Annotated in this window: 15 protein-coding genes, 1 pseudogene and 1 riboswitch; of the genes and pseudogenes, 9 read left to right on the top strand and 7 right to left on the bottom strand. The window is 42.3% G+C overall.

Going from position 1 to position 17,898, the window contains the following annotated elements; genetic code table 11:
* The first annotated feature begins 6 nt into the window (after window positions 1–6).
* The 5 genes and pseudogenes from L1077_RS06195 to L1077_RS06175 all read left to right on the top strand — a co-directional run bounded on the left by L1077_RS06195 (window position 7) and on the right by L1077_RS06175 (window position 4,729).
* Window positions 7–924: an ornithine carbamoyltransferase gene (locus L1077_RS06195; RefSeq protein WP_237136033.1), complete on the top strand. Its 918-nt coding sequence runs from the start codon at window positions 7–9 to the stop codon at window positions 922–924.
* A gap of 15 nt (window positions 925–939) precedes the next feature.
* A complete protein-coding gene (locus L1077_RS06190; protein ID WP_237136032.1) occupies window positions 940–2,151 on the top strand; it encodes an argininosuccinate synthase in 1,212 nt (403 codons plus the stop codon).
* A 21-nt stretch (window positions 2,152–2,172) separates the two neighbouring features.
* Window positions 2,173–3,531, top strand: a pseudogene (gene argH / locus L1077_RS06185) (argininosuccinate lyase); the annotation flags it as partial.
* A gap of 521 nt (window positions 3,532–4,052) precedes the next feature.
* Window positions 4,053–4,220: a hypothetical protein gene (locus tag L1077_RS06180; RefSeq protein WP_237136030.1), complete on the top strand. Its 168-nt coding sequence runs from the start codon at window positions 4,053–4,055 to the stop codon at window positions 4,218–4,220.
* Window positions 4,221–4,276: 56 nt separating this feature from the next.
* Complete coding sequence (locus L1077_RS06175; protein ID WP_237136029.1) at window positions 4,277–4,729, top strand: hypothetical protein; 453 nt, start codon at window positions 4,277–4,279, stop codon at window positions 4,727–4,729.
* 50 nt (window positions 4,730–4,779) lie between these two features.
* Here L1077_RS06175 and L1077_RS06170 read toward each other — a convergent pair whose 3' ends face one another.
* Together L1077_RS06170 and coaD are read right to left on the bottom strand one after the other, a co-directional pair.
* On the bottom strand, window positions 4,780–6,135 hold the full coding sequence (locus tag L1077_RS06170; RefSeq protein WP_237136028.1) for a capsule assembly Wzi family protein: 1,356 nt from the start codon (window positions 6,133–6,135) through the stop codon (window positions 4,780–4,782).
* Window positions 6,132–6,614 carry a pantetheine-phosphate adenylyltransferase gene (gene coaD / locus L1077_RS06165; RefSeq protein WP_237136027.1) on the bottom strand — a complete coding sequence of 161 codons (483 nt, stop codon included), beginning with the start codon at window positions 6,612–6,614 and terminating at the stop codon, window positions 6,132–6,134. The genes L1077_RS06170 and coaD overlap by 4 nt, the downstream gene beginning before the upstream one ends.
* Before the next feature lie 169 nt (window positions 6,615–6,783).
* On the opposite strand from coaD, the gene L1077_RS06160 reads away from it, so the two are divergent.
* Together L1077_RS06160 and thiI are read left to right on the top strand one after the other, a co-directional pair.
* Window positions 6,784–7,440 carry a TetR/AcrR family transcriptional regulator gene (locus L1077_RS06160; protein WP_046355665.1) on the top strand — a complete coding sequence of 219 codons (657 nt, stop codon included), beginning with the start codon at window positions 6,784–6,786 and terminating at the stop codon, window positions 7,438–7,440.
* 171 nt (window positions 7,441–7,611) lie between these two features.
* Window positions 7,612–9,069 carry a tRNA uracil 4-sulfurtransferase ThiI gene (gene thiI / locus L1077_RS06155; RefSeq protein ID WP_237136026.1) on the top strand — a complete coding sequence of 486 codons (1,458 nt, stop codon included), beginning with the start codon at window positions 7,612–7,614 and terminating at the stop codon, window positions 9,067–9,069.
* Window positions 9,070–9,081: 12 nt separating this feature from the next.
* Here thiI and L1077_RS06150 read toward each other — a convergent pair whose 3' ends face one another.
* Together L1077_RS06150 and L1077_RS06145 are read right to left on the bottom strand one after the other, a co-directional pair.
* A complete protein-coding gene (locus L1077_RS06150; protein ID WP_237136025.1) occupies window positions 9,082–9,978 on the bottom strand; it encodes a ketopantoate reductase family protein in 897 nt (298 codons plus the stop codon).
* The gene (locus tag L1077_RS06145) at window positions 9,975–10,328 is read right to left on the bottom strand and encodes a VanZ family protein (protein WP_237136024.1); all 354 of its coding nucleotides are present in this window, start codon (window positions 10,326–10,328) and stop codon (window positions 9,975–9,977) included. Before L1077_RS06145 ends, L1077_RS06150 begins: the two co-directional genes overlap by 4 nt.
* A 203-nt stretch (window positions 10,329–10,531) precedes the next feature.
* Between L1077_RS06145 and L1077_RS06140 the strand changes: the two genes are divergently transcribed.
* The gene (locus tag L1077_RS06140) at window positions 10,532–11,014 is read left to right on the top strand and encodes a YajQ family cyclic di-GMP-binding protein (protein WP_237136023.1); all 483 of its coding nucleotides are present in this window, start codon (window positions 10,532–10,534) and stop codon (window positions 11,012–11,014) included.
* Window positions 11,015–11,101: 87 nt separating this feature from the next.
* Window positions 11,102–11,273, top strand: a riboswitch (cobalamin riboswitch).
* 39 nt (window positions 11,274–11,312) lie between these two features.
* Window positions 11,313–13,169: a TonB-dependent receptor domain-containing protein gene (locus L1077_RS06135; protein WP_237136022.1), complete on the top strand. Its 1,857-nt coding sequence runs from the start codon at window positions 11,313–11,315 to the stop codon at window positions 13,167–13,169.
* A gap of 33 nt (window positions 13,170–13,202) precedes the next feature.
* Here the strand turns inward: L1077_RS06135 and msrA are convergent, their stop codons facing one another.
* Genes msrA through L1077_RS06120 form a run of 3 tightly spaced genes read right to left on the bottom strand, consistent with a single transcriptional unit; the run spans window position 13,203 to window position 17,896 of the window.
* A complete protein-coding gene (msrA, locus tag L1077_RS06130; protein WP_237136120.1) occupies window positions 13,203–13,736 on the bottom strand; it encodes a peptide-methionine (S)-S-oxide reductase MsrA in 534 nt (177 codons plus the stop codon).
* Window positions 13,733–16,843: an efflux RND transporter permease subunit gene (locus L1077_RS06125; protein ID WP_237136021.1), complete on the bottom strand. Its 3,111-nt coding sequence runs from the start codon at window positions 16,841–16,843 to the stop codon at window positions 13,733–13,735. The genes msrA and L1077_RS06125 overlap by 4 nt, the downstream gene beginning before the upstream one ends.
* A 3-nt stretch (window positions 16,844–16,846) precedes the next feature.
* Entirely contained in the window at window positions 16,847–17,896 is a 1,050-nt protein-coding gene (locus L1077_RS06120; RefSeq protein WP_237136020.1) for an efflux RND transporter periplasmic adaptor subunit, read from the bottom strand.
* Window positions 17,897–17,898: the final 2 nt, after the last annotated feature.

Below are 17,898 nucleotides of genomic sequence, written 5' to 3'. Positions count from 1 at the left end.
TATAACATGACTCAGTCATTCATTACAGGTCTAGAGTTCGACCAAGCTGCACTTTTAAAGCTATTCAATCTTGCGCACCAAATTAAAGCACAGCCACACGATTTTGCGCAGGCTTTGGCTGGAAAATCGATAGTCACTTTATTTGAAAAACCAAGCTTACGGACCCGTTTATCATTTGATATTGGGATCAATAAACTCGGTGGTCATGCTGTTTATTTAGATCAGCAAAATGGTGCGATGGGTAGTCGCGAGTCGGTAAAAGACTTTGCACTGAATATGTCCACTTGGGCTGATGGTATTGTGGCCCGGGTTAATCAACATAGTACGCTGTTAACGCTCGCAGAGTTTGCCAATGTACCTGTAGTGAATAGCTTGTGTGATCTTTATCACCCATGTCAGGCTTTGGCTGATTTTATGACATTGCAAGAGGTGTATGGTGATGTGAGTGGATTGAAATTGGCATATCTCGGTGAGGGAAATAACGTGACTCACTCACTGATGTTATTAGCTGCAAGTTTAGGGACTGACTTTGTGGCAGTGTGCCCAAAAGGCCACTCGCCAGATGCACAAATAGTTAAGCAGGCGGAGCAGATCGCTGCGGTTAATGGCGCCAATATTTTGATCAGTGACCGAGTTGAAGCCGCAACAGGGACAAATGTGTTGTACACGGATACTTGGGTGTCAATGGGCTGTAATGTGTCATTGGAACAAGCCAAAGACACGTTTATGCCATATCAAATTAACAGTGAACTGTTAAAACAAACAGGGGCACAAACCGTATTACATTGCCAACCTGCGCATAGGGAATACGAAATTACCTCTGCCGTCATGGATGGCGAAAATTCAAAAATTATTCAACAAGCTGAGAACCGGATGCATGCCCAGAATGCGCTACTGGTCACTTTGCTAAGCAATCAATTCTAAAAGGGTTAATAAATAATGAGTGAAGTAAAAAAGGTTGTTTTGGCGTATTCTGGCGGGTTAGACACGTCTGCCATCGTACCATGGTTAAAAGAAAACTACGGTTGTGAAGTAGTCGCCTTCGTTGCAGATGTTGGCCAAGGTGAAGAAGAGCTCGCAGGTGTAGAAGAAAAAGCCATCGCTTCTGGTGCCAGTGAATGTTATGTCGTTGACTTAAAAGAAGAGTTGGTGAGTGAATATATTTACCCGACATTGCAAACCGGTGCTATTTATGAAGGTACGTACTTACTAGGGACGTCAATGGCACGTCCTATTATTGCCAAAGCGCAAGTGGAAGTAGCACGTAAAGTCGGTGCTGATGCGCTATCTCATGGCTGTACGGGTAAAGGTAACGATCAGGTTCGTTTTGAGTCCTGTTTTGCTGCATTAGCACCTGATCTACAAGTGATTGCGCCATGGCGAGAGTGGACGCTATCTAGTCGTGAGTCATTACTGGATTACCTTGCGCAAAGAGACATTCCTTGTGCTGCATCCGCAACAAAAATATATAGCCGTGATGCTAACATTTGGCATATTTCTCACGAAGGTGGAGAGCTTGAAAACCCTTGGAATCAGCCGAGCGATCAAGTCTGGACTTGGACAGCGACGCCAGAGCAAGCGCCTGATAAACCTGAGTTTGTTTCTGTTTTGGTTGAGCAAGGTAAAGTTGTTGCTGTCAATGGTGAACGATATAGTCCATACCAATGTTTAGTGACACTCAATGATATTGCTGCCAAACATGGTGTTGGTCGCGTTGATATCGTGGAAAATCGCCTTGTCGGGATGAAGTCTCGTGGCTGCTATGAAACACCAGGTGGCACAGTGATCATGGCTGCGCTGCAAGCAATTGACGAATTGGTGCTAGATAAATCAAGCCGCAAGTGGAAAGAAACGTATGCCAGCGAGTTTTCTCATCTAGTCTACGATGGTCGTTGGTTTACGCCATTAAAAGACTCTATTCTGGCTGCTGCACAGGCATTAGCTGACTGCGCAACGGGTGAAGTGGTACTAAAACTATATAAAGGACAAGTCGTTGCAGTTCAAAAGCAATCCGTGAATAGCCTATATAGCGAAGATTTTGCTACATTTGGTGAAGATGATGTGTATGAGCAGTCTCACGCTGAAGGGTTTATTCGTTTGTTCTCGCTTTCAAGCCGGATTGCGGCTTTGAATAAGCAAAAACAGTCCTAGTGAGTAAAGGAGTTATACGTTATGGCACTATGGGGCGGGCGATTTTCTTCAGGTCCAGATCAAGTATTTAAGCAATTTAATGATTCATTACCTTATGATTATCAGTTGGTTGAGCAAGATATTGTCGGTTCGATTGCATGGGCCGGTGCACTTGAGCAAGTCGGAGTTTTGACAAAAGAAGAGTGTGGTCAGCTTGTCGTTGCTCTAAACTCGCTGCTAGAGGAGTCTGTGCAAGATAGGGCGTCGATAGCAAGCAGTGGCTATGAAGATATCCATTCTTATGTAGAAGCAAAACTGATAGAAAAAGTGGGAGATTTAGGTAAAAAACTACATACGGGCCGTAGTCGCAACGATCAGGTTGCTACTGACTTTCGTTTGTGGTCACGTCAAACAGCTGAGCAAATTGTCACGGCAATTAAGTCACTACAATGTGCGCTTGTGCAATTGGCTGAGCGAGAGTTAGAGACTATTTTACCTGGATATACCCATTTGCAGCGTGCGCAACCTGTGCTGTTTAGCCATTGGTGCATGGCGTATGTAGAGATGTTAACCAGAGATGTTTCACGTTTGAGTGATGCCATTGTTCGTCTTAACGAATGTCCATTAGGATCAGGCGCATTGGCTGGTACGGCTTACGCCATTGATAGAGAACACCTAGCGACACAGTTGGGGTTTAAAAGTGCGACGCGTAATAGTTTAGACGCTGTTTCAGATAGAGATTTTGTAGTAGAGCTACTAAGCTGTGCGTCTATTTCAATGATGCACCTTTCGCGTCTTGCTGAAGATATGATCTTTTATAACAGTGGAGAATCAGGTTTTATTGAATTAGCAGACAATGTGACGTCTGGTTCATCCTTAATGCCGCAGAAGAAAAACCCAGATGCATTGGAGTTAATTCGAGGCAAAACAGGACGTGTTTTTGGCGCATTTAGTGCCATGATGATGACACTCAAAGCACTACCTTTGGCCTATAACAAAGATATGCAAGAAGATAAAGAAGGTCTTTTTGATGCCCTACCAACGTGGATCGCATGTATTCATATGGCGGAGTCTTGTATTAAAGGGGTAAAAGTGAATGCTGAAGCGACCTTAAAAGCTGCACAAGGTGGGCATGCTAATGCAACTGAGCTTGCAGATTATCTTGTTGCTAAGGGGGTTCCTTTTAGAGAAGGGCATCACATTGTTGGACAATTAGTACAAATTGCCATTGAGCAGGGCAAGAATTTAGAAGAGCTTGCTTTGGATGAGTTTAAACTGATATGCCCAAAAATTGACAGTGATGTCTATCCGCGGTTAGAAATTGCCGCTTGCATTGCCGCAAGGCAAGCATTGGGTGGCGCTTCTTTGCCGCAAGTGACGGATGCAATTAATCATTTCAAAGGTGCAATCGACAAATAAGTATCTTATATCCTGAATTGAGAGAGGTATTTTTTATACCTCGCTCAAAAAAATTGTGTTTACATGATTTTTTCACTGTTGCGTACGTTAACCTTTTTTTGTCCCTTTTATATGCTTTATTTTCTGTGCTACTAAGCTGCATGTTCATTTCTTTCATATCTTTTTAATCTCAAGGAGTTACATAAGGTTATGATTTAACTTATGTTTGTATCCATTTTTGGGAACGTACGTTTGTGAATTCTTTATTTGGTCTTTTGTTAATAAAATAAAGAGTTGTAAATTCTGTTGTTATTCATATGATTATAGTTTCAATAAATGAAATAATTTTATTGTTTATATAAAAAACAATAGGTTAATTGTTGTGCGCATTGGTTTGTCGTAAATTTTTTGTTTTATTTTTGTTTTAAATTGGCCTGCTTGTTGCTTATATATGAGTTCTAGAGTTTTAGCTTTTCATTTTGTTGTGATAGCTGAAATGAATAAATTCATATAGAGGGAAAGCAATGTTTAACTTAACTATTGAAAATTTTGACTCATCTAAAAAGTCTGGAAAAACAAAGACAACTTCTGTTAATGTAATTACATCTTTAGAAAACTTGAAAGCAGTTTCTGGTGGGCGTGCTAGCGGTAATTATCCAAAAAGGCGCTTTTCATATACTCAACGTAGATAATGGCATTTGATTATTTCGGATTAAGTATCGGAGCCCTTGTGATTTGGGGCTTTTTTATGGCCAGTTTACTTCATGTATCTTTTTACATACTGGCCGTTAATAAAAATGTGCAAGCTTTAGCGTGCGCATCCATTTTAGCTGTTTCATATAGTTTGAGTGATTTAACTACTCCTGCAAATTTTGAGTCTTTCGATTTTGTCATCTACTTTCTTTACGACGTCGTGACGCTAGCTGCGATAGTTCTTGCCAAATACCTTTTATTCAGAAATGCACAAAAGCATTCATGTTATGTTTACTGCTGTACTGGGTTAGCCATTAATGCCGTGTTGTTTCTAGCTATGTTTATCGACTCCCATTTACTTGGTACAAAAGAACCGTGGGCGCTATGGTACTTCTATTCATCGACAGTGAACATTGTCGATTTAATTATGGTGAGTGTTGTGATCCTTAATCGAGACTTTTTAGGCTTGCAATTAATGACTCGCAAGCTCTTGAATGAAAAGCCATAGGTTAGGTTGTGGCTACTATTACTGTGGACTTAATAGCAGCACAAATGATTTTAGTATCGGTATTCCCAACTTAACCCTAACGATTGATGAGTATCGTCTTGTTGTTTTGTTTCATCTTTCCAGATTGTTAAACTTGTTTTAAATAGACCTTTCCATAGCGCTTGCTGATAGCCTACCTCAATCAGAGAGCGATCTAGTTCCATGGACTCAAATTCAGTGAGTTTTAGTTTTGCATAAGCTCCAGAACCTTCAATTTGGAAATAATCGGCCGCTAAAGTGATACTTTTAGCTTGTGGGCCAATACCGGCGCCAAGCCATTGCCCATATTCTTTATAGTCGGAGCCTTTACCAAAATGCTGAAAGTTACACTGAAAACTAGCCGATTCGGCTAAGCAATCTGTTGTTGTATCACTGTATTCAATAAAGCCTTTAATTCTATAGTCTTCTTTTGACCAATAGGTTTCTATACCTGCACTAAATAATGCTTCATCAGGCATAACACCGGTATCATTGTCCCCACTATATTCAGCATAAACAGCAAAAGGTAGCTGGTTAATAACTGATGAGTATTTAAAATCTATACTGGTAATACGTCGCTTCTTTACTTCTGTCGTGGTGTCGAGTTGAGCAAAGATAAAGTCACTACCAGTTGTTGCAAAGCCAAGCTCTAGACCTTTGATAGGAGTCGATGAAAAGCGTGCGCCCCAAAAGTCACCTTCTTTATCATGGGGTTTTTGTTTGGCTGCAATCGCGGTGATTTGCCAAGGCCCAATAAATGATAAAAACTGTGGGCCACTGTAATTTGTATTTGCGCGGCTCAATCGCACTGCTTTCATTGGTGTGGCATTATTTGATAAGAGCAAAGCAGTTTCATTACCTGGCCCCCACCAATAATCTAATCGTTCGGCACTAAGCGACCAATCCCCTAATAGTATTGCGAGGTGGCTACCATGGTGATTAACATATTTTCCATCTACAGCGTCGTCAGCATAGTTAACTTGAACACGTGCACTCACATTACTGCCGGTGATCTGTCCAAAAGTTGTTAACCCAGATTTTTCTCTTGGGTTTTCGCCCATTCCTGAGTTGCTTTGAGGATGCTCTGTGAAATGCGCCTTGATGCCTGAACTAGTCTCTTGCTTTGCATGATTTAAAGCATGACGCAAATGACTGACTGCAAAAGCGGTTTCATTATTTAGTTGAGTGGAGTCTATTTGTTGTAGATCCGAGGCAATACCTTGCCATAATAATGGATATTGATTTACAGGACGATTGATAAGGCCGTAACTTACCAATAAGTCTATAGAATGTTTTAATAGGTTATCTTCTGCAGTTACCCATGGGCTTGCGTAGCTATGAAAGGACATTGCACACAGGCTGACAGCAAAAATTTTCTTTAATTTCATTTATGTAACTTCTCCAATAGCGCCTTTGCAACAAGAGGATCGACAAATTCACTGACATCACCGTGATGCAGTGCGACTTCTTTTACTAAGGTTGAAGAAATGAAAGAGTTCCTTTCTGAAGGTGTGAGGAAAACACTTTCTAATTCTGGGTATAGCCTACGATTCATGTTAGCAAGTTGAAATTCATAGTCGAAGTCAGATACCGCTCGAATGCCCCTGATTAACACATTAGCACCTTGCGCTTTGGCTAAGTCAACGAGCAGGCCTGAAAAACCAATGACCTTCACATTAGGTATTTCGCTTAGGACTTGTTTGGCCAATTCAACACGCTCATCAAGCGTAAAACAAGGCTGTTTAGTTGGGTTATGAGCAATAGCGAGCACAACCGTATCAAACATTTTTGCAGCGCGCTTGATGAGGTCAGAATGGCCATTGGTTAAGGGGTCAAATGTACCAGGGTATAGAGCAATAACTTTCATGGGATTGTTGCAACACAAAAAATTTTTGCTATGTTAGCAAGCTTCTGGAGCAAATTCACTGGTCTGCTTTCAAATTTGCTCATTTAACCTTGTATATGTTTAGTGCTATTTTCAATTAACCAAGTGGCCGTAGCCATTACTTTAATTAAGCGTGTAAAGAGAGTTGGATATGAATACCAAGGAAAAAATAATTCGTACGAGTATTGCCTTGTTTAACCTACATGGCGAGCGAGCGATTACCACTAATCATATTGCATCAAATATGGGGATAAGCCCAGGAAATTTGTATTATCACTTTAAAAACAAAGAAGATATCATCAGGCATATTTTTTCTCTTTACAGTGAGCATTTAAGCACACACTTTAAACCATTGAGTATTGAGCACGAGCCACTTGAGCAGTTGACACAGTATTTAGACTCTTTGTTTGAACTGATGTGGCGTTATCATTTCTTTTACGACAACCTCACGGATATTTTGGCGCGTGATAAAGGCTTAAAAAAGGATTACATTGAATTTCAGTCTCAATTGTTCGAACAGGTAAAAGCTGTGGTCATTGGCCTACGAAGTGCTGGCGTGATTGATATTGAAGATTATGATGTAGATGAGCTTGCGCATATGCTTAAAATGGTTGTGAGCTTCTGGACGCCTTATGTTAAAGCAAGAAGATTAACAGGGGTGTTGGAGCAGAAAGATATTTACAATGGCATCGTTAAGGTATTGATGTTATTTAAGCCTTATGCAACCCAAATGAGCAGTGAAAAAATCGCACAGCTGCGTGATTATTATCAAGAACAAGCAGATACTAGCTTACCGAGTATTGCATAATCGGCTATCTATCAAGCTGCCAGTTATGGCTGGCGGCTAGCCTTATTATTTATTCAAGTTGCCAATCACCCTGATTATTTCCTAGTCTTTAATAAGTTTGCTATAATCCCGCGCCTTAAAATGATTCAACGTCTTATGCGTTTATAGTTTCACACCAGCGAGTAACTTCATATGCTTAAATTTATCGTCAAGCTGCACCCTGAGATCGTCATTAAAAGTAAATCAGTACGCAAGCGTTTTACTAAAATCTTAGAAAAGAATATCAAGCTTTTGCTAGGTCGAGTTGATGAAAAGGTTTTTGTGAAAAACAATTGGGATAACATTACGGTTGTTAGTCAGCTCAGCGATGATAAAACACGATTAGCACTCATTGATGGCCTTAAACGTGTGCCGGGTGTGACGCTATTTTTAGAAGTACAAGAAGTCAGCTTTGAAACGCTTGATGATATTTATCAACATACTTTGCCGCTGGTGCGTGAGCAAATTGAAAACAAGACGTTTTGTGTACGAGTGAAACGCCAAGGTACACATGATTTTACTTCAAGCGATGTTGAGCGTTACGTCGGTGGTGGTTTAAATCAAAATGTCGAAACGGCGAGTGTTAAGCTCACTCGCCCCGAAGAAACCGTAAAAATTGAAATTAAGAATCAGTTTGCCTATATCGTACGTGCACAATACCGAGGATTAGGTGGTTTCCCTTTACCAACACAAGAAGATGTTCTGTCTTTAATGTCAGGTGGGTTTGATTCTGGTGTTGCCAGTTATCAAATGATCAGAAAAGGGGCTCGCACGCATTTCTTATTCTTTAATCTTGGTGGTGCTGCGCATGAAATTGGTGTAAAGCAAGTAAGTCATTACCTTTGGCAGCAATACAGTTCAACGCACAAGGTGAAGTTCATCACCGTTGACTTTGAACCTGTTGTTGCGGAAATACTCGAGAATGTAGAAAACAGCCAAATGGGTGTGATCTTAAAACGTATGATGATGCGTGCAGGCAGTGCAGTTGCTCAAAAGTTAGGTATTCAAGCATTAGTAACGGGTGAAAGCATCGGTCAAGTGTCGAGTCAGACTCTGGCCAATTTAAGTGTGATTGACCGTGTGACTGAAACTTTGATTTTAAGGCCGCTTATCCAAAACGATAAAGAAGAGATCATCCGCATTGCACGTGAAATTGGTACTTGTGAAATGGCAGAAGCAATGCCTGAGTACTGTGGTGTTATCTCTAAAAAGCCGACAGTTAAAGCGGTACTGGAAAAAATTGAAGCTGAAGAAGCGAATTTCGACTTTGATGTGTTAGATACAGTAGTTGATAATGCGGTGATTAAAGATATTCGTGACATTGAGGTGGAAGCGAAAGAAGAAGTCAAAGAAGCTGAAAATGTGAAAGAGCTTCCTGAAAACGCCGTCGTAGTTGATATTCGCTCGCCTGAAGAAGAGGATGCCGATCCTCTGGAAATTGAAGGTATTGAAGTTATCCACCTGCCATTTTTCCGTTTAGCGACCAAGTTTGGCGACTTACCTCAAGATAAAGATTATTACTTGTATTGTAGTAAAGGGGTCATGAGTCAGTTACAAGCACTCATTTTACATGAAAATGGCTTTACTAAAGTCAAAGTTTATCGCCCATAAATAAGAGCAGGTTTAAACCTGCTCTTTTTGTTTTATTTGCTGCCAAAGATGCTCATTTTGGGGAGCTTGGCAGCCATGCTTTTTTGCCTGGGTGACAACAAACCCGCAAATTGCATCTATTTCAGAGCGCCTGTTTAGTTTGATATCTTGTGCCATGGATGAGGTGTTTGTTGCGGTCAATGTCATGACATGATAGGCACGTGTTAGCTCTTCACTCAATTGTAATTCAACGCCTTCTAACCTTGCGATTTCACATGTCTCATTAAGTAAGTTCAACACTTTGCGTGCATATTTGGGGGCTCTTAAAGCGCCGTTTTGACATTGGTGTAATGCCGTTAACGGGTTGATAGCAATGTTGACGCATAACTTTTTCCACCTGATCAAATTAATATCGTCGACCACTTCGAATGGGTCAAAATGCGTTGCAAACCACGTTTGATACAGTGTATTCAGTCGTTTTTTTGCGATCTGGTTACACGCGCCAAGTTGCGAGAGGCCATGTCCTTTAAATATCACTGAATTTGGGGTTGGTTTCATGCCTCCCATGGAAGTACTGAAGAAAAAGAGCGCATGTTTTGGTGCGAGCTGTGTTTGAATACTCTGAAGATCATGCATACCGTTGTGGCTGAGAATGAGATTTGCATTATCACTTAAGTGGGGGGTTATGTCAGAGATAGCTTGTTCAACTTGGTATGCCTTGACGGGAATAATGCAGGTATGAATTTTTTCACTGAGCTGATCTAAAGTAGTCACTTTTATATCAAGGTGAGTTTGCTCTTCACCTTGAATAAACAAAAACGCTTGGTAGGATAAATTACGCGTGATAAGTGTGACAGAATGCTCTTTTGCAAGCTTTTCTGCCAGTAATAGTCCAACAGCACCGCAACCAAGTATATAGACCTGACTCATGATGCTGCTCGTCTCTGCTTATATTTATCAAACAGCCAGATAGCGATAAAATAGCTCATTGCGCCGCTGACATCCGCAATAAAGTCGCCAAGGGAAGCCTGTCTATATGGCAGCGTAGATTGCATCCATTCAACCGCAGCGCCATAGCTTGTCAGTAAAATCATATGGAACCAGATCTTAAATTTAAACGCTCGATGCGAAAAAAACGCCAACGCGAAAAATACCCCAAAGTGCACCACCTTATCTAGGTGTGCAATCCTAATAGTATGATTGTTAACTTCTTTTGCAAATAGGTATGTTACGACGATCAAAAATAACAGTAGTAATGCTCGGTATAATTTTCTTGTCACATGCACTCCAACTTCAATGTGATGAAAAATCAGTATAACACCGAAATATTAAAAGTGGCTTAATAGTAAATGCTTGAATACTCATGGGCATACAAGAACATATTCAATGATCAGATGAAGCCATATGCATATGCAAAAAAGTATATCGTATTGCTGTTGAGCATTGTTATAATTGCCTACAAATTTGTTTTGAGGAGAGAGCAATGCCTTCTTTTGATATTGTATCTGAAATAGAAATGACGGAAGCGAAAAACACCGTTGATAATGCTAACCGTGAATTGGAAACGCGCTATGACTTTAGAGGTGTTGAAGCATCTATTGAGCTGAAAGACGAAGTTATCCAATTAAAGTCTGAATCTGAACAGCAGGTCATGCAGTTATTTGATATGGTTGTTGGTAAAGCGGCAAAACGCGGTCTAGATGTAGGGTGTTTTGAATTAAAAGACGTTGAGCGCAGTGGTAAAACGTTTGCTCGTAAAGTGGCTTTAAAGCAAGGTATTGATAAGGATATGGCTAAGAAAGTCGTAAAGCTTATCAAGGATTCAAAGCTCAAAGTACAAGCGGCTATTCAAGGCGAAGAAGTACGTGTTACTGGTAAAAAACGTGATGATTTGCAAGAAGTTATGCAGCTAATTCGCACATCTGATCTGGGTCAACCATTCCAGTTCAAAAACTTCAGAGACTAATCGGTCTTTAAGTACTGGGGTTCCAGATCAATAAATGGTACTGGAACTCTGGACGTCCATTGACAATCCCCCCTTTAATCTCAGACAATACGCGCGGAATTTCGAGGTGCCAAACAACGCTGGTGGACAGCGGGTATATTGGATAATCGGGAAGTTGGTGCGCAAAATTTGAATTTGGCAATCCCAACACTGCCCCCGCAACGGTAAAACTATAGTGATGTGGTTGAGTCCGGAGACCGGCCTTGAATTTGACTCATTTGATGAACTTTGTGCGGTGGGTACAAAGTAGGGGATCTTCATGTTAAAAATATCTGCGCTAAGTGCTGCTGTATTAGCAGCGGTTTCATTTCACACATCTGCGACTCAAGAAATAGAGCGTATTACCGTTACAGCAAATAAAATTGAGCAGTCGCAAAAAGACGTACTAGCGTCTGTATCGGTGATTGAGCGTACAGACATTGAACGCAGTGGCGCTCGCGACCTTGTTACGCTGCTATCTCAGCAAGCTGGTATTCAAATTAATTCTAATGGTGGCTTTGGCCATAATGCAGGTTTGACTTTAAGAGGTGGCAGCTCAAAGCATACTCTGGTGCTTATTGATGGAAATCGAGTGGGCTCTGCAACTCTAGGCTATAAGTCAATTGCAAAAGTACCTTTGCAAAGCATTGAACGTGTTGAAATATTGAAAGGCTCTCGAGCAGCAATTTATGGCTCTGATGCGATGGCTGGCGTGATCAACATCATTACGCGTCGTGCGGAGCATACAACTGCAGATATTACCCTTGGCAGTAATAGTTATCGCAATGCTCAAGTAGCTACTTCGTTCAAGAGTGACGCGTTGACAGTATTAGCAAATTTGGGTTACGAAGAGACTGATAACTTTGACGTTCTGCAAGGAACACAGCCTGATTCTGATGGCCATGATAACACCAGTTATGGGCTCAGAGCTGAGTACCAAATTACCCCTGAGAGTAAAGCATTTGCGGCTTTTCAAGGCAGTGAAGGGGATACGAGCTACGATAGCCGCTTCGGCTCTAGTAATGCGACTGCGTATGAAGATAAGTTCAACAATCAATTTTTAAGCATCGGTTTTGAGATGCAGCTGGATAATGTATCACATGCACTTACAGCAACAAAATCGCAAGACGAATCAGTTGATGTGAGTGAGTTTGGTGCCAGCAAAACTGTGACTAAACGCAATATATTCAACTACGATGGCCATATTGATGTTCAAGAAAACTGGGTTGTTTTGGGCGGTGTAAATGCAACAGAAGATGATGTATCTGCATCAACTTCTACCTATGTGCAGAGTCAGCGTGATACGTTAGGCGTATTTGTAGGTACTGTTTACGAATACGACCAAGCTTTGATAGAGGGAACAGTACGTTATGACGACGATGATCAGTTTGGCAGTGAAGTGACGCATAGTTTAGCATTGGGATATAAAGTACATCGCGATGCCACATTTAGACTAGCTCATAACACTGGCTATAAAGCACCTACTTTTAATGATCTATATTTTCCTTCATCTGGAAACCCGGCACTATTACCGGAAGAGTCAGATAACTTTGAGCTTGGCTTAAAGGCATCATTGGCTGACACGGTAATCGACTTTGCTATTTATCAAACGGATTTCACGAATAAGATAGTGTGGCGACCAAATGCTAGCGGCAATTGGGGGCCTGATAATGTCGAGAATGCACAGCATCAAGGTTTGGAGCTTAGTATTTCAAATACATTGCTATATGGTATTGAGTCAGACTTTAATTTCGCATTTGTAAATGCGAAAGATAAGACCAATGGTAAGCCACTTCCTCAGGTTGCCAAGAGCACTGTCAATTGGCAACTCGCTAAACAATGGGACGACTTTGAAGTGATCACCGAGCTGCAGTTCCGTGGTCGCCGTGACAGCACGGCAGCTTTACCTACTGGCGAAGCATTTAGATTAAACTCATATACCTTGGTGAACTTAGCGGCGAATTATAATTTATCTGATGCACTGAAGTTATCTGCGCGAATAGAAAACTTACTCGACAAAGAGTATGGTGCGGTTGCATCCAGCCTTGTAATGAATGAGCAAAGCGAAGTGACAGGCGTGAATTATTACAATACACCTGAAAGACGTTTCTTTGTTAATTTACAATATCGCTTTTAAGCTGTAAAAAAGGTGAGCGAGTGCTCACCTTTTTTATTCTAAGTAGGCGCTAAATCGCTGCTCAAACTTCGCCACTTTGGGCGCAATCATAATGCTGCAATAGCCTTGATTGGGATTCTCATCGAAGTAGTTTTGATGATACTGTTCTGCATCATAAAACGTTTCGATTTCACTCAGCTCCGTGACAATAGCATCTTGTAGTTGAGGTTGAAGCTTTGTTATATAAGCTTGAGCCAGCTGCAATTGCTCATCAGAATGATAAAAAATCACGCTGCGGTACTGGGTACCAATGTCATTACCCTGACGATTAAGTTGTGTGGGATCGTGCAGTGTAAAAAACATCTCAAGTAGTTTTTCAAATGACACCACATCAGGGTCAAACGCCAACTGTACCACTTCAGCATGGCCGCTAGCACCTGAGCAAATTTCTTTATATGTCGGATTGAGCGTACTGCCACCGCTGTAGCCAGATGTCACTTGCGTGACACCTTTTACTCTGCGAAATGCGGCATCGATACACCAAAAGCACCCACCACCAAACGTGGCCAGTTGTGATTGACTCATTATTCAATTCCTTCGTTTTGCTCACGATGAGGATACGTTTGTTGCTGTTTGTCGAGCTCAACAGCAGTATGCTCAGGTGAGCGGGTTCGCTTAGCAAGTATGCCATAGGCTGTTGGAATAACAAACAAGGTAAGAATAGTTGCTAGACTGACTCCTGCAAATACTACAACGCCAATCACCATTCTGCTTTCCGCACCTGGACCCGTTGCCAATACCAGGGGAATGGCACTCATTACTGTAGTCAATGAAGTCATGATGATTGGGCGTAAACGCTGAGTTGCGGCGCTAATAATCGCTTGCTCAAATGCCATGCCTTTATCCCGTAATTGGTTGGCAAATTCCACAATCAAAATACCATTTTTAGCACTGAGCCCTATCAACATGACGATGCCAATTTGGCTGTAAATGTTGATCGAACTGTCACTGAAGTATAAGCCTAGCATGGCCCCAATTAAACCAAGCGGCACGGTTAGCATGATCACAAATGGGTGCACAAAGCTTTCAAATTGCGCAGCCAAGACTAAGAAGGTGACGGTTAAAGCAAGAATAAAGACATATGTCATTGCAGATGCGCCCTCATAAAAGAGCTGTGACTCGCCTTTATAATCAATTGCGCCATCGGTGTGATTTTCCTCGCTGGCCACGGTATTCAGGAAATCCAGTGCTTGCTCTAGCGTATAGCCCTCAGCCAAATTAGCCGAAATAGTGATTGCTCGCATACGGTTGTAGCGATTTAATCGGGCGGCTGTCGCTTCTTCTTTTATTGTAATAAGGCTGTCTAATGGAATAAGTTGCCCCGTACGAGAGGTGACATACACATTATTGATATCTGTGGGAGCAGCAAAGTCAGCCTTGGTGCCTTTGAGGATAACATCATACTCTTCGCCTCTGTCGATAAAAGTGGTGACTCGACGCTGGCCCAACATGGTTTCTAATGTACGGCCGATGTCGCTGGTCGACACACCTAAATCAGCAGCTTTAAGTTTGTCTATGCTGATTAAAAACTGAGGGAACGTTTCTTTATAATCATGATCGAGTCTGATTAATCCTGGATTACTGCGAGCACGTTCAAAAATACGGTCGCGCCAAGCTGCGAGCTCTTGATAATCATTACCTTGTAATACAAATTCAATGGGTCGAGATGAACCTCCACCACCAATGCCTCTGCGCATGATGGCAAATGCTCTTACGTCGGTCACCTGTTGCATTTTACCGCTGATCTCAGACATGACTTGCCAAGTAGAGCGCTTTCGTTCATCCCAGTCTGGCATGCCAACAATGGCAACACCCCCCATACTCCCCCAACCAGGAACGCGGATCAGTACGCGGCTGAGTTCATTATTTTCAACATATGGCATGAGATGCTGCTCAATTTGTGCCATATTTGCCGCGTTATTTTCATAACTAGCCCCCTCAGGGCCACTCATCATAAGGAAGAAGGTACCGCGATCTTCTTTGGGCGTGAGCTCCGATGGGATCTGTTTAAACAAGCCATAGCTGGCAGCCAGCGACAGGATGAGCACTAAAATCAAGCCATAGCGGCTGTTTACGTTGCGTCTTAATACGTTTTGATAGCGCAGCTCTAACCGACCAAATTGGTGATTCATCCACTTCGAGAAACGCCCCTCTTGCTCTTGTTTGAGCACTTTTGAGCACAGAGCTGGTGACAAGGTCAGTGCGGTAATACTTGAGAAAATAACGGCTGCACTAACCGCAAGGGCAAACTCCGTAAATAGCGCACCGATGCGTCCATCCATAAAGATCAATGGCACAAACACAGAGACTAGGACGAGCGTTGTTGCGATGATGGCAAAGCCGACTTCTCTGGCTCCTCGATATGCTGCAAGTAGCCTTGGTTCTCCTTGTTCAATGCGTCGGTGAATGTTTTCTAGCATCACGATGGCATCATCTACAACTAGGCCGATGGCCAATACGAGTGCAAGTAATGTGAGCAGGTTAATGGAATACCCCATGGCCAATAAAAACATAAAAGTTGCTATGAGTGCCACAGGCACAGTGACCGCGGGGATAAGCGTTGCCCGAATGTTTCCTAAAAAGATAAAGATGATGAGAACTACTAAGCCCATGGCGATAGCGAGTGTGCGATAAACTTCAGAAATTGATTCACGGATGAAAATAGACGAGTCGTAACTGTCCTCTATTTTTGTTCCTTCAGGTAAGTTTCGCTTTATCGAAATAAGTTCTTTACGAACATTATCAACCACGTCTAACGTATTCGCTTTGGCCTGTTTAACGATACCAAGGCCTATCATGTTTTTACCATTGCCACGGAACGTGCTCTCTTCATCTTGTGCTTCTAACGACACCTTGGCGACTTCACCAAGGCGAACTAGATAGCCGTTATCACCGCGCTTGATAACCAGTTCTGAAAAGTCGCGTTGCGAGGTATAACTCCGGGCAATACGAACAGCGAAATCACGATCTAAAGATTCGATTTCCCCAGCAGGTAATTCAACATTTTCGCGACGTAAAACATTTTCAATATCACCGCTGGTTACGCCTCTGGCTGCCATAGCTTGGCGGTCAAGCCATATCTTCATTGCATAGCGACGTTCGCCACCGATTTGTACCCGTGATACCCCATCAACCACAGCCAAGCGATCAACCACGTAGCGCTGAGCATAATCAGACAGCTGTAGCGTATCCATTGAGGTACTGTTTAAAACAAACCACGCAATGGCATTTTCATCATCACTCGATTTAGAAACTTCCGGCGGTCGAACTTGCTCGGGTAATCGGTCTAATGCCCGTGAAACACGTTCTCGGACATCATTGGCGGCAGCATCAATATCCCTGTCGACGTTAAATTCGATGGTAATGTTTGAGCGGCCATTGCGGCTTGAAGAATTAATACTTTTAATGCCCTCAATACCTGAAATGCGATTTTCTAGTACTTGAGTGATTTTGGCCTCAACCACCGCGGCTGATGCGCCAGTGTAATCTGTGCTGACATTGACAATCGGGGTTTCTATATCCGGATACTCACGCAGCGGTAACATAGTAAATGCAACAATCCCGAAGGTAAGTAATAGTAAATTGATTACAATAGCAAAAATTGGCCTTTTTACGGCTGTATCGGTGATCTTCACTGCTTACCCCTTTACAGATACTTGGCTGCCACTGCGTATTTTGGTCGTACCTTCAGTGACGACCAGTTCGCCAGAATTTAGCCCTGTCACAGCAACCCAACCTGGAAAGCGATTGAGTAAGGTAATTTGTTGTTGCTGCACTTTATTATCTTTGACGACATAGACAAAATGCTTGTCTTGCCTCGGGATCAGGCTCTTTTCCGGCACCATTAAAGCATCGAGCTGTTGTAATTGTACTGCGACATTTAAGAGCATGCCGGGGCGCAATAAGTGCTCACTGTTGTCAAAGCTGGCAGTGACTTGGATACTACGAGTCGACTCATCAATACGTGGATCAATATGAGAGATCTGCCCCATAAACTGTTGTGCTTTGTAGGCATCGCTGGTCACGCTGGCTTTCATTCCCAGTACGATTTTTGCTAAGTATTTTTCTGGTAATTGGAAATCAACTTTAATGGTACCAATATCATCAAGTGTCGTAAGCGGGGTGTTGTCTTTTACATAACTGCCTATCGACACTAAGCGTTTACCAAGCACACCATCAAAAGGCGCGTGTATGCTCATTTCAGATAATTTTAGTTTGGTGGTTTGCAGTTGCGTTTTTAGCGCATCAACTGAAGAACGCTGGGCATCTAACTGTGAGCGTGCCGCTGATTGTGTTTTTGCTAGCTCGGTAAGTCGCGAGAGTTGTCTTTGTTGTTCTGCTAGATTGATCGTCAACTCTTTGACTGCCAGTAACTCTTCTTTATTGTTAAGTTGAGCCAGCTTTTGGCCCTGTGATACGGTTTGACCATCAATAAACAAAATGTCGCTGATGTAATCGCTATGCGAACTCGTAATATCTATTGCTTGGTTTGCTCGAGCTGAGCCGATGGCTTGTGCTGTAATGGCACGGTTTTCGGTGATAACTTCATGAACAGATACTTCCACTGCTCGGTTTGGACGGTTTGATTGCTCTCCTTGTGACGCGGGAAAATAGAGATAGCCGCACAATGCGATTAGCATTAAAATAAGAGTAGGAAAAAGGGCTTTGCCCGACTGATTTGCACGCATAA

Source organism: Pseudoalteromonas luteoviolacea (assembly GCF_021654285.1).
GTDB lineage: Bacteria > Pseudomonadota > Gammaproteobacteria > Enterobacterales > Alteromonadaceae > Pseudoalteromonas > Pseudoalteromonas luteoviolacea_J.
This window is presented reverse-complemented; position numbering and strand designations above follow the sequence as displayed.

Bases quoted from the DNA above. Each gene is read 5' to 3' on its own strand.
- L1077_RS06195 (WP_237136033.1), top strand. From the start codon at position 7: ATGACTCAGTCATTCATTACAGGTCTAGAGTTCGACCAAGCTGCACTT.
- L1077_RS06190 (WP_237136032.1), top strand. From the start codon at position 940: ATGAGTGAAGTAAAAAAGGTTGTTTTGGCGTATTCTGGCGGGTTAGAC.
- L1077_RS06180 (WP_237136030.1), top strand. From the start codon at position 4,053: ATGTTTAACTTAACTATTGAAAATTTTGACTCATCTAAAAAGTCTGGA.
- L1077_RS06175 (WP_237136029.1), top strand. From the start codon at position 4,277: ATGGCCAGTTTACTTCATGTATCTTTTTACATACTGGCCGTTAATAAA.
- L1077_RS06170 (WP_237136028.1), bottom strand. From the start codon at position 6,135: ATGAAATTAAAGAAAATTTTTGCTGTCAGCCTGTGTGCAATGTCCTTT.
- coaD (WP_237136027.1), bottom strand. From the start codon at position 6,614: ATGAAAGTTATTGCTCTATACCCTGGTACATTTGACCCCTTAACCAAT.
- L1077_RS06160 (WP_046355665.1), top strand. From the start codon at position 6,784: ATGAATACCAAGGAAAAAATAATTCGTACGAGTATTGCCTTGTTTAAC.
- thiI (WP_237136026.1), top strand. From the start codon at position 7,612: ATGCTTAAATTTATCGTCAAGCTGCACCCTGAGATCGTCATTAAAAGT.
- L1077_RS06150 (WP_237136025.1), bottom strand. From the start codon at position 9,978: ATGAGTCAGGTCTATATACTTGGTTGCGGTGCTGTTGGACTATTACTG.
- L1077_RS06140 (WP_237136023.1), top strand. From the start codon at position 10,532: ATGCCTTCTTTTGATATTGTATCTGAAATAGAAATGACGGAAGCGAAA.
- L1077_RS06135 (WP_237136022.1), top strand. From the start codon at position 11,313: ATGTTAAAAATATCTGCGCTAAGTGCTGCTGTATTAGCAGCGGTTTCA.
- L1077_RS06120 (WP_237136020.1), bottom strand. From the start codon at position 17,896: ATGCGTGCAAATCAGTCGGGCAAAGCCCTTTTTCCTACTCTTATTTTA.